10 protein-coding genes and 1 pseudogene are annotated in these 11324 nt (G+C 64.3%); 2 read left to right on the plus strand and 9 right to left on the minus strand.

From position 1 onward, the window contains the following. Window positions 1-483 (minus strand): annotated as a pseudogene (locus JMF90_RS08840) (primosomal protein N'); the annotation flags it as partial. 451 nt (window positions 484-934) lie between these two features. Beyond that, the gene (hemE, locus tag JMF90_RS08845) at window positions 935-2029 is read right to left on the minus strand and encodes a uroporphyrinogen decarboxylase (RefSeq protein ID WP_279608536.1); all 1095 of its coding nucleotides are present in this window, start codon (window positions 2027-2029) and stop codon (window positions 935-937) included. A gap of 149 nt (window positions 2030-2178) precedes the next feature. Here hemE and JMF90_RS08850 point away from each other — a divergent pair, with 149 nt between their 5' ends. Together JMF90_RS08850 and JMF90_RS08855 are read left to right on the plus strand one after the other, a co-directional pair. Then, window positions 2179-2991: a transporter substrate-binding domain-containing protein gene (locus tag JMF90_RS08850; protein WP_054928209.1), complete on the plus strand. Its 813-nt coding sequence runs from the start codon at window positions 2179-2181 to the stop codon at window positions 2989-2991. 26 nt (window positions 2992-3017) lie between these two features. Further along, a complete protein-coding gene (locus JMF90_RS08855; protein ID WP_156349317.1) occupies window positions 3018-3395 on the plus strand; it encodes a hypothetical protein in 378 nt (125 codons plus the stop codon). Window positions 3396-3695: 300 nt separating this feature from the next. Here the strand turns inward: JMF90_RS08855 and JMF90_RS08860 are convergent, their stop codons facing one another. The 7 genes from JMF90_RS08860 to JMF90_RS08890 form a co-directional block, all read right to left on the minus strand. Next, complete coding sequence (locus JMF90_RS08860) at window positions 3696-5423, minus strand: AMP-binding protein (protein ID WP_078040517.1); 1728 nt, start codon at window positions 5421-5423, stop codon at window positions 3696-3698. Window positions 5424-5686: 263 nt separating this feature from the next. Further along, the gene (locus JMF90_RS08865; RefSeq protein WP_006477288.1) at window positions 5687-6112 is read right to left on the minus strand and encodes a F0F1 ATP synthase subunit epsilon; all 426 of its coding nucleotides are present in this window, start codon (window positions 6110-6112) and stop codon (window positions 5687-5689) included. Between the two features lie 120 nt (window positions 6113-6232). Continuing rightward, window positions 6233-7627, minus strand: coding sequence for a F0F1 ATP synthase subunit beta (atpD, locus tag JMF90_RS08870; protein WP_006477287.1), 1395 nt, complete (start codon window positions 7625-7627; stop codon window positions 6233-6235). Window positions 7628-7693: 66 nt separating this feature from the next. Further along, window positions 7694-8569, minus strand: coding sequence for a F0F1 ATP synthase subunit gamma (gene atpG, locus JMF90_RS08875; RefSeq protein WP_006482709.1), 876 nt, complete (start codon window positions 8567-8569; stop codon window positions 7694-7696). Between the two features lie 69 nt (window positions 8570-8638). Beyond that, a complete protein-coding gene (gene atpA / locus JMF90_RS08880; protein WP_006477285.1) occupies window positions 8639-10180 on the minus strand; it encodes a F0F1 ATP synthase subunit alpha in 1542 nt (513 codons plus the stop codon). Window positions 10181-10224: 44 nt separating this feature from the next. Continuing rightward, entirely contained in the window at window positions 10225-10764 is a 540-nt protein-coding gene (locus JMF90_RS08885) for a F0F1 ATP synthase subunit delta (RefSeq protein ID WP_006477284.1), read from the minus strand. Between the two features lie 2 nt (window positions 10765-10766). Further along, window positions 10767-11237: a F0F1 ATP synthase subunit B gene (locus JMF90_RS08890; protein WP_006477283.1), complete on the minus strand. Its 471-nt coding sequence runs from the start codon at window positions 11235-11237 to the stop codon at window positions 10767-10769. Window positions 11238-11324: the final 87 nt, after the last annotated feature.

The raw sequence follows: 11324 nt of genomic DNA on the forward strand, positions 1-11324 counted from the left end.
CGCGCGTCCGGCAGCGTTAGCGAGCCGGTATCGACCAGCGCCTGCGCGAGCCGGCGCAGCGCAGCGCCGCGCGCGGGCAACGCATCGGGCAGCGCCGCGCGGCCGGCTTCGGTCGGCCGGTAGCGCACTTCCGGCGCGAGCAGCCGCCCCCACGCGCCCGGCGTCCCGCAGCGCCTGCGGCAGCGCCGGCAACGCGACTTCGCCGCGCCCGCGCTGATAATAGTCAGCGGCGAACGACACGAGCGCGAGCCAGTCCGCCGACAGCGGCGGCAGTTCCGCACAGATCGCGTCGACCGCACGCAGCCGCGACGGCGGGACATCGGTGTGAGTGGTGACTTCGCAAACGAGCCCCACGGCCTGCCGCTTGCCGAACGGCACCTGCACGAGCGTGCCGGGCACGGGCGCCGGCTGCACGTCGCAGCGGTAGTCGAACAGGGTCGCGAGCGGATGGTCGAGCGCCACGCGCAGGTAGGTACCGCTCATCCACACGCTCCGGCAACAGCGGCACGCAGGCGACGGACGGCCAGCATCCGCGGCCGCATCGTGACGGCGAACTTAAAGTAAAACTTCAGATTCGGCGCTAAGTTTTGGATTCGCATTAGGAATCGCCGTATACCCTGCCCAGCCTGTGGATAACTTTGTTGAGAACTCGCCCCTCAACGGCCGCAACGCGCGCGGGGCCGCGCTTTCCGCTGTTTTTCGCCGCTTGCCGAGGGGTCCCGCGAAGCCTTATTCCATAAGGCTGCTATTCAAATTACCGAACCATAGCGAGACAAATTGACCGATACGGGGCTCTACCGCGCTGCAACGTGGAAAATGTGTATAAGTCAAGTCTTGACAAGCACCGAATCGGCAACGGGAGCGGGGTTGCGTCCTGTTTAGTTTCAGAAACGAAACATCGTCATGCCGCAGCGCAGCATGACGGCGCTTGCGTTCAGCCCGCCGCTCCGCTACGGATCGCGCGGCTGTGGGTATGTACTTCGTCGACGAGTTCGGCGACGTGGTCGGGCGACGTGAATTGCGAGATGCCGTGCCCGAGGTTGAACACGTGGCCCGGATGGTTGCCGTAGCTGTCGAGCACCGCGCGCGCCTGTTCGCGCACCGCGGCCGGCGGTGCGAACAGGATCGTCGGGTCGAGATTGCCCTGCAGCGCCACGCGCCCCGCGACGCGCTCGCGCGCGGCGCCGAGGTTGACCGTCCAGTCGAGCCCGACCGCATCGACGCCGGTCGCCGCGATCTCCTCGAGCCACAGCCCGCCGCCCTTCGTGAACGTGATCACCGGCACGCGCTCGCCGTCGTGCTCGCGCTTGAGCTGCGACACCACGCGGCGGATGTAGTCGAGCGAGAAGCGCTGGTACGCGCCGTCGGCCAGCGCGCCGCCCCACGTATCGAAGATCATCACGGCCTGCGCGCCCGCTTCGATCTGCGCGTTCAGGTACGCGGCCACCGCCTGTGCGTTCACGTCGAGAATTCGGTGCATCAGGTCGGGGCGCGAATACGCCATCGACTTCACCGTGCGGAAATCGTCCGAGCCGCCGCCTTCGACCATGTAGCACGCGAGCGTCCACGGGCTGCCCGAGAAGCCGATCAGCGGCACGCGCTGCCGGCCCTGGCTGTCGGTGAGCGCGCGGCGGATCTCGCGCACGGCGCCCGTCACGTAGCCGAGCGTCTCGTCGATGTCCGGCACCGCGAGCTTCGCGACGTCGGCCTCGGTGCGCACCGGATGCGCGAACTTCGGCCCTTCGCCGACCTGGAAGTCGAGGCCGAGCCCCATCGCGTCGGGAATCGTCAGGATGTCCGAGAACAGGATCGCGGCGTCAAGCGGAAAGCGCTCGAGCGGCTGCAACGTCACTTCGGTCGCGTAGTCGGGATTCTTCGCGAGGCCGAGGAAGCTGCCGGCGCGCGCGCGCGTCGCGTTGTATTCGGGCAGGTAGCGGCCGGCCTGGCGCATCAGCCAGATCGGCGTGTAGTCGGTCGGCTCGCGCAGAAGCGCACGCAGGAAGGTGTCGTTGAGCAGGTTATGGGCCACGGTAGGAGCGACGATGCGAAGGCAAAGCGGCATTTTACCGGACAGCCGCGATCGGGCTGCGCATGCCGATGCGATGGCGGCCATATGACGCGCGCGATGGCTCCGTTATGATCGGACGCTCATATCCAACCGAACGAAGGAGGAGACCGATGAAGACATTCGCCACGCTTGCCACGCTCGCTGCCGCCGCCGCGTTTTGCTGCGCCGCCGCGCACGCGCAGGGCACGACCACGGGGGCGCCCGCGAGCGCTGCTGCCGCCGGCTCGCGGCTCGACGACGTGCTCGCGCGCGGCGCGCTGCGCGTGTGCACGACGGGCGACTACAAGCCGTATTCGTACTATCGCGCGGATGGCCGCTTCGAGGGCATCGACATCGACATGGCGGAATCGCTCGCGAAATCGCTCGGCGTGAAGACCGACTACGTGAAGACGAGCTGGTCGAACCTCACCAACGACTTCGTCGCGAAATGCGACATCGCGGTAGGCGGCGTATCGACGACGCTCGAGCGCCAGAAGCGCGTGTTCTTCACGCAGCCGTACGTCGTCGACGGCAAGACGCCGATCGTACGCTGCGCGGATGCCGACAAGTACCAGACCGTCGCGCAGATCGACCGGCCCGAGACGCGCGTGATCGTGAATCCGGGCGGCACCAACGAGCGCTTCGCGAAGCAGTTCTTCACGCACGCGAACCTGACCGTCTTCCCGGACAACGTGACGATCTTCAAGCAGATCCTCGCGGGCAAGGCCGACGTGATGGTGACGGATGCGTCCGAGACGCTGCTGCAGCAAAAGCTGAATCCGGGCCTCTGCTCGGTGCATCCGGACAAGCCGTTCCAGTTCGGAGAGAAGGCGTACATGGTGCCGCGCGGCGATGTCGCGTTCCAGCAGTACGTCGACCAGTGGCTGCATCTCGCGCTGTCCACCGGTGAATATCAGGCGATTTCGGACAAGTGGCTGAAGTAAGCTGACCCGCGCCGCGGCGGCCGATCATGGGCACCGACCCCGCGGCCGCCGCGCGCGCCGTTACACATTGCCGTCGCTGCGCCGGACCTTCCAGCGGCGCAAAACCCGACGAATTGGCCGAATGGCCGACTTCCCCGCATTCCGATCACGTTTCAAAATCTTTCCGACGAATGAATCGTCATGCGCGGTATCGATCGCGCCGTGCACTTTCTCGCGTGAAAATCGGCAATTCATCGCGCCCGATACGCATGAAAAACGCATCGTGCGCATACCTTGAAAACGCGGCGGAAAATATGGGTAAAAATGACCTTTTTCAGGCCCCCGAAAACAGCAAAAAATCCCGGAAAGCCTTATCTGGCGGGCGTTACAACCTGAAACACTTTGTTACCGCGACGGGTCATTAATTCGCCCACAATGGCCTCAACGGTTTCAACACGGATGCGGTCTCGTGTGCCAAGTGTGAGCGGACGCGAAGCGCTGCGAGCCAGTCGGTCACGTACCGAAGCCCTTCCGAGGGGCATCCCTGTTGGAGTCGTTTCCGGCCCCCCGCCGGATTCGGTTTCATCTTTGGTCTCCTCGCGCTAACCCCGTAGCGTGTGGTTTTTAGCGGGCTAATAAGCCCGCTTTTTTTCGTCCATCGAAAACGTAGCGACCCGCAGGCCGCCACGTTTTTCCGGCATTTTCGCGCACCGCACCGTCCCGCTTCACGCAGTCTTCTGCACGTCGAGCTTCAGCTCCTCGATCATCCGCTCGCGCATCACGAACTTCTGCACCTTGCCCGTCACCGTCATCGGCAGCTCGTCGACGAAGCGGATATAGCGCGGAATCTTGTAGTGTGCGATCTGCCCGGTGCAGAACGCGCGCACGTCGTCCTCGGTCATCTGCTCGTCCGCGCGCAGCACGATCCACGCGCACAGCTCCTCGCCGTACTTCGCATCGGGCACGCCGAATACCTGCGCGCTCTGGATCTTCGGATGGCGGAACAGGAATTCCTCGATCTCGCGCGGATAGACGTTCTCGCCGCCGCGAATCACCATGTCCTTCAGGCGGCCGACGATGTTGCAGTAGCCGTCCGCGTCGAGCGTCGCGAGGTCGCCCGTATGCATCCAGCCGTCGACCAGCACCTCGCGCGTCTTCGCGTCGTCGTCCCAGTAGCCGAGCATCACCGAATAGCCCTTCGTGCACAGCTCGCCCGTCGCGCCGACCGGCACGATGTCGCCGCTCGGATCGACGATCTTCACTTCGAGATGCGGCTGGATACGGCCGACCGTCGTCGTGCGCTTTTCCAGCGGATCGTCGGTCGAGCTCTGGAACGACACGGGGCTCGTCTCCGTCATCCCGTACGCGATCGTGATTTCGGAAAGATGCATCTGCGACACGACGCGCTTCATCGTCTCGATCGGGCACGGCGAGCCGGCCATGATCCCGGTGCGCAGCGTCGACAGGTCGAATGTCGGGAATGCCGGATGATCGAGCTCGGCGATGAACATCGTCGGCACGCCATGCAGCGCGGTGCAGCGCTCCTCGGCCACCGCCGCGAGCGTCGCCACCGGGTCGAACGCTTCGCCGGGGAACACCATCGCGGCGCCCTTCGACACGCAGGCGAGCACGGCCAGCACCATCCCGAAGCAGTGATAGAGCGGCACCGGGATGCAGAGCGAATCCTGTTCGGTGAAACGCATCGCCATCGCGATCGAGCGCGCGTTGTTGACGACGTTGCGGTGCGTGAGCGTCGCGCCCTTCGGGCTGCCGGTCGTGCCGCTCGTGAACTGGATATTGATCGGATCGTTGGCCGTGAGCGCCGCGCCGATCGCATCGAGCAGCGCCGGATCGACGGCCTGGCGGCCGCGCGCCATCAGGTCCGCGAAGCGGAACATGCCGGCAGGCGCCACCTCGCCCATCGACACGATCGTGCGCAGTTTCGGCACGCGCGCCGCATGCAGGTCGCCCGGCGTCGCGGTCGCGAGCTCCGGCGCGAGGGTCTGCAGCATCTCGACGTACGCGGAGCTCTTGAAGCGCTCGGCCGCGATCACGGCCTTGCAGCCGACCTTGTTCAGCGCGTATTCGAGTTCCGACAGCCGGTAGGCCGGGTTGATGTTGACGAGCACCGCGCCGATTCGCGCGGTCGCGAACTGCGTGAGCAGCCATTCGCTGCGGTTCGGCGACCAGATGCCGACGCAGTCGCCCTTCACGATCCCGAGCGCGGCGAGGCCCGCCGCCAGCACATCGACCTCGTTCGCGAACTCGCGCCAGGTCCAGCGCACCTGCTGCTCGCGGAACACGACCGCCGGGCGGTCGGGGAAGCGGCCGGCCGTGTCGAGCAGGAACCGGCCGATCGTCGCGTCGGATAGCGGCACGTCGGTCGCGCCGCGCACGTACGACAGTCCGTTTTCGGGCGCGATCAGCGCCCCCTTGCCAAGGTCTGCTGCCATCGATGTCTCCGTCCGTTTTTGTCTGATCGGCCCGCGCGCGCCTGCTGCGCGCCTCCGCCGCACGATCGCGACGGCCGGCCTCACCGCGGATGATGCCGCGCTCCGCTGACGATACTCTGACATCGAATCGCGGCGGACGGGTGAAATAGCACGACCGGCCGATACGATCCGGCCCGCAAAAAGATGGACGAAATGCAGGCGAAACGCGGGCGAAAAAAAAGCAGCCCGAAGGCTGCTTTCTTTCGCGGGATACGCGGCGCGGCTCAGTGCCGGCTGCGGATCTTCGCCAGACGCTGGATCGCCTCGAGCTGCGCCATCGCGGTCGCGAGCTCGGATTGCGCTTTCGCGAGGTCGAGATCCGACTTCGCGTTCTGCAGCGTTTCCTCGGCACGCTTGCGCGCTTCCTCGGCTTTCGCCGCGTCGAGGTCCTTGCCGCGGATCGCGGTATCGGCGAGCACCGTCACGGCGCCCGGCTGCACTTCGAGAATGCCGCCTGCGACGAACACGAATTCGTCGTTGCCGCCCTCGACCTCGATGCGCACCGCACCCGGACGAATCCGGGTAATGAGCGGCGTGTGACCCGGCAGAATGCCCAGCTCACCCGTTTCGCCCGGCAGCGCGACGAATTTCGCCTCGCCCGAGAAGATCTGCTCTTCCGCGCTGACGACGTCTACTTTGATGGTTGCCATATCGACTCCAATCTCATCCACGGGTTGAGCGTATTGCGGCCGGCGCAGGCGGCCGGAATACAAGTCATCACTGACTTATCGTTCCGGCCGGCGCTCGCCGGCTTGCGACTCACTCAGCCCTTACTGGATCTTCTTGGCCTTTTCGAAGGCTTCGTCGATCGTGCCGACCATGTAGAACGCCTGTTCCGGCAGGTGGTCGCACTCGCCGTCGACGATCATCTTGAAGCCACGGATCGTTTCCTTCAGCGGCACGTACTTGCCCGGCGAGCCCGTGAACACTTCAGCGACGTGGAACGGCTGCGACAGGAAACGCTGGATCTTACGCGCACGTGCGACCGACAGCTTGTCTTCCGGCGACAGTTCGTCCATGCCCAGAATCGCGATGATGTCGCGCAGTTCCTTGTAGCGCTGCAGCGTCTGCTGAACGCGACGGGTGATCGAGTAGTGCTCTTCACCGATCACGTTCGGGTCGATCTGGCGCGACGTCGAGTCGAGCGGGTCGACCGCCGGGTAGATACCCAGCGAAGCGATGTCACGCGACAGAACGACGGTTGCGTCCAGGTGGCCGAAGGTGGTTGCCGGCGACGGGTCGGTCAAGTCGTCCGCAGGGACGTACACGGCCTGAACCGACGTAATCGAGCCCTTCTTGGTCGACGTGATGCGCTCTTGCAGCTTGCCCATTTCTTCAGCCAGCGTCGGCTGATAACCCACTGCCGACGGCATACGACCGAGCAGTGCCGACACTTCGGTACCGGCCAGCGTGAAACGGTAGATGTTGTCGACGAAGAACAGCACGTCGAGGCCCTCGTCACGGAAGTGCTCGGCCATCGTCAGGCCGGTCAGCGCGACGCGCAGACGGTTGCCCGGCGGCTCGTTCATCTGGCCGTACACCAGCGCGACCTTGTCGAGAACGTTCGAGTCCTTCATTTCGTGGTAGAAGTCGTTCCCTTCACGGGTACGCTCGCCCACGCCCGCGAACACGGAGTAACCGCCGTGTTCCTTCGCGATGTTGTTGATGAGCTCCATCATGTTGACGGTCTTGCCCACGCCTGCACCACCGAACAGGCCAACCTTGCCGCCCTTTGCGAACGGGCAGATCAGGTCGATGACCTTGATACCCGTTTCGAGCAGTTCGGTCGACGGCGACAGTTCGTCGAACGCCGGTGCCTTCTGGTGGATCGAACGCGTCACGTCGCTCTCGATCGGGCCGGCTTCGTCGATCGGACGGCCGAGCACGTCCATGATTCGGCCGAGGGTCGGCTTGCCGACCGGCACCGAGATCGGCTTCGCCGTGTTCTTCACGGTCAGGCCGCGGCGCAGGCCGTCGGATGCACCCAGACAAATGGTACGGACCACGCCGTCACCCAGCTGCTGCTGGACTTCGAGCGTCAGTTCCGAGCCATCGAGAATGAGCGCGTCGTAGATCTTCGGCATGCTGTCGCGCGGGAATTCCACGTCGATAACGGCGCCGATGCACTGTACGATCTTGCCTTCTACCAAAGCAGCAGTACTCATCGCTTTTCCTTTAAATACCTGATTCTTTACTCGCGCAAAGGCGCAGTTGTCGTCCCGGGCGCGCGCTTAAACAGCGGCTGCGCCGCCGACGATCTCCGACAGTTCTTTCGTGATCGCGGCCTGACGGCTCTTGTTGTATACGAGCTGCAGTTCGCTGATCACCGTCTTCGCGTTGTCGGACGCGGCCTTCATCGCGACCATGCGCGCCGATTGCTCGGACGCCATGTTTTCCGCGACGGCCTGGTACACCAGCGCCTCGACGTAACGCACGAGCAGTTCGTCGACGACTGCCTGCGCGTCCGGCTCGTAGATGTAGTCCCACGACGTCGCCGGCGTACCGTCATCGGCTTCGAAGTGGTCCGACGACAGCGGCAGCAGCTGCTCGATCACGGCTTCCTGCTTCATCGTGTTGACGAAGCGCGTGTAAGCGATATAAACCGCCGACAGCTTGCCTTCCGAGTACAGATCGAGCTGCGTCTTCACGGCGCCGATCAGCTTGTCCAGGTGCGGGGTGTCGCCGAGGTGCACGACCTGCGACATCACCTTCGCGCCGAAGCGGTTCAGGAACCCGAGGCCCTTGCCGCCGATCGCGGTGGCTTCGACCTTCTGGCCCTTCTCTTCCAGCTCCTTGAACTTCTGCACCGTCGCACGCAGCACGTTGGTGTTCAGACCACCGCACAGACCCTTGTCCGTCGTGACGAGGATGATGCCGGCCGTCTGCGCGCCGTCGTTCGCCACCATGAACGGGTGACGGTACTCGGGGTTCGCACGGCTCATGTGCGCGGCGATGGCACGGACCTTGTCTGCATACGGACGAGCGGCGCGCATGCGTTCCTGCGCGCGACGCATCTTCGATGCAGCCACCATCTCCATCGCCTTCGTGATCTTGCGCGTGTTCTGCACGCTCTTGATCTTGCCGCGAATTTCCTTCATTCCAGCCATAGCTTGCTCCTTGACCAAGGCGGCGCGGGCGCATCAGCACCCGCGCGGCCTCAGTGTGTCACTCGCGGATCAATAGGCACCGGACTTCTTGAAGGCTTCGATCGCCGAGCGCAGCGCGCCTTCGTCGTCCTTCGAGAGATCCTTGGTGTCTTCGATGCGCTTGATGAGGTCAGCGTGGCTGGTCTTCAGGTTGTCGCGCAGGCCCTTCTCGAACGGCAGCACTTGCTTGACGTCGAGATCGTCGAGGTAGCCGTTGTTCGCGGCGTACAGCGACACGGCCAGTTCCCAGACCTGCAGCGGCTGGTACTGCGGCTGCTTCAGCAGTTCCGTCACGCGGCGGCCGCGCTCGAGCTGCTTGCGGGTCGCTTCGTCGAGGTCCGATGCGAACTGCGCGAATGCGGCCAGTTCACGGTACTGCGCGAGGTCGGTACGGATACCGCCCGACAGCTTCTTCACGACCTTCGTCTGCGCGGCGCCACCGACACGCGACACCGACACGCCGGCGTTGATTGCCGGGCGGATGCCTGCGTTGAACAGGTCGGTTTCCAGGAAGATCTGGCCGTCGGTAATCGAGATCACGTTCGTCGGAACGAACGCGGTCACGTCGCCAGCCTGCGTTTCGATGACCGGCAGTGCCGTCAGCGAGCCGCTCTTGCCCTTCACTTCGCCGTTCGTGAACTTCTCGACGTACTCTTCCGACACGCGAGCCGCACGCTCCAGCAGACGCGAGTGCAGATAGAACACGTCGCCCGGGTACGCTTCACGGCCCGGCGGGCGGCGCAGCAGCAGCGAGATCTGACGGTATGCCCAGGCCTGCTTGGTCAAGTCGTCATAGATGATCAGCGCGTCTTGGCCACGGTCGCGGAAGTATTCGCCCATCGTGCAGCCGGCGTACGGTGCCAGGTACTGCATCGCAGCCGAATCCGACGCCGAAGCGGCGACGACGATCGTGTATTCCATCGCGCCCGTTTCTTCGAGCTTGCGAACCACGTTCATGATCGACGAAGCCTTCTGGCCGATCGCGACGTAGATACAGATCAGGTCCTTGCCCTTCTGGTTGATGATCGCGTCGAGCGCCACCGCGGTCTTGCCGCACTGACGGTCGCCGATGATCAGCTCACGCTGGCCACGGCCGATCGGCACCATCGCGTCGATCGACTTGATGCCCGTCTGCACCGGCTGCGACACCGACTTACGCCAGATCACGCCCGGGGCGATCTTTTCGATCGCGTCGGTCAGCTTCGCGTTGACCGGGCCCTTGCCGTCGATCGGGTTGCCGAGCGCGTCGACCACGCGGCCGACGAGTTCCGGGCCGACCGGGACTTCGAGAATGCGGCCCGTCGTCTTGACGATGTCGCCTTCCGAGATGTGTTCGTATTCGCCGAGAATCACCGCGCCGACCGAGTCGCGCTCGAGGTTCAGCGCGAGACCGAACGTGTTGCCCGGAAACTCGAGCATTTCGCCCTGCATCACGTCCGACAGGCCGTGGATACGCACGATACCGTCGGTCACGGAGATCACGGTGCCCTGGTTGCGAACGTCTGCGCTCGCTTCAAGGCCCTGGATCCGGCTCTTGATCAGCTCGCTGATCTCAGAGGGATTGAGTTGCATTATTCGCTCCTGATAGTCAATTCTGTTGCGTGCCGGCGTGGCGCTCAGGCGGTCAAGGCAGCCTGCATCGATGCGAGGCGCGCGCGAACCGAGGTGTCGAGCACTTCGTCGCCGACCGTCACGCGCACGCCGCCGATCAGCGACGAATCGACTTCGACCGTCGGTTTCAGCTTGCGCTTGAACTTGCGTTCGAGGCCCGAGACGAGACTGTCGAGATCCGCGCCGTTCAGCGGGAACGCGCTCACGATCTCGGCGTCGGCTGCGCCTTCACGTTCGTTCTTGAGCGCCTCGAACTGCTCGGCAATTTCCGGCAGCAGCGCGATGCGATGATTGTCGACCAGCATCTGCACGAAGTTCTTCGCTTCGGCGCCGGCCGCGACGGGCGACTTCACCGCAGCAAGCAGCAACTCGGCTACTTGCGTGCGCGTCACCTTCGGGCTCGACGCGACCGACAGTACTTCCGGCAGACGCGCAACCTGGGCCAGCTCTTGCACGAGCGTGGACCAGGCGGCGATGTCACCGCCCTCGGCCACGCGGAACAGCGCTTCTGCGTAAGGGCGGGCGATGGTTGCAAGTTCGGCCATGATCAGAGCTCGGCTTTCAGTTGATTCAGCAGTTGGGCGTGGGCCGTTTGATCGACTTCGCGCTTCAGGATCTGCTCGGCGCCCTTCACGGCCAGCGCGGCGACTTCGCCACGCAGCGCTTCGCGCGCCTTCACGATTTGCTGTTCTGCTTCCGCCTTCGCCTGGGCGACGATGCGGGCGGCTTCAGCCTGGGCGTTGGCCTTGATTTCCTCGGCGACCGCCTGGGCACGCTTTTCAGCGTCGGCGATGCGCTGCTGGCCGTCGTTGCGGGCCTGCGCGAGTTCCTGGTCCACGCGCTTGTGCGCTGCGTCGAGTTCCGCCTTGCCCTTCTCCGCGGCGGCGAGGCCGTCGGCGATCTTCTTCGAACGTTCGTCGAGGGCGTTGATCAACGGCGGCCACACGAATTTCATCGTGAACCACGCGAGGACCAGGAACACGACCATTTGCGCAAACAGAGTTGCGTTGAGATTCACGGTGTTTCCTTATCTGCTATTTCGTATAACTTCGTATAATGTATGCTATACGAAGTTATTACGCGGATGATGCCGCGCTCCGCTGAC

This window comes from Burkholderia sp. E168m23 (genome assembly GCF_016586125.1).
Lineage (GTDB): Bacteria > Pseudomonadota > Gammaproteobacteria > Burkholderiales > Burkholderiaceae > Burkholderia > Burkholderia orbicola.

What these genes read in the sequence shown, in the direction of transcription:
- JMF90_RS08850 (WP_054928209.1), top strand. Translation starts at nt 2,179, where the DNA reads ATGAAGACATTCGCCACGCTTGCCACGCTCGCTGCCGCCGCCGCGTTT.
- JMF90_RS08855 (WP_156349317.1), top strand. Translation starts at nt 3,018, where the DNA reads ATGGGCACCGACCCCGCGGCCGCCGCGCGCGCCGTTACACATTGCCGT.
- JMF90_RS08860 (WP_078040517.1), bottom strand. Translation starts at nt 5,423, where the DNA reads ATGGCAGCAGACCTTGGCAAGGGGGCGCTGATCGCGCCCGAAAACGGA.
- JMF90_RS08865 (WP_006477288.1), bottom strand. Translation starts at nt 6,112, where the DNA reads ATGGCAACCATCAAAGTAGACGTCGTCAGCGCGGAAGAGCAGATCTTC.
- atpD (WP_006477287.1), bottom strand. Translation starts at nt 7,627, where the DNA reads ATGAGTACTGCTGCTTTGGTAGAAGGCAAGATCGTACAGTGCATCGGC.
- atpG (WP_006482709.1), bottom strand. Translation starts at nt 8,569, where the DNA reads ATGGCTGGAATGAAGGAAATTCGCGGCAAGATCAAGAGCGTGCAGAAC.
- atpA (WP_006477285.1), bottom strand. Translation starts at nt 10,180, where the DNA reads ATGCAACTCAATCCCTCTGAGATCAGCGAGCTGATCAAGAGCCGGATC.
- JMF90_RS08885 (WP_006477284.1), bottom strand. Translation starts at nt 10,764, where the DNA reads ATGGCCGAACTTGCAACCATCGCCCGCCCTTACGCAGAAGCGCTGTTC.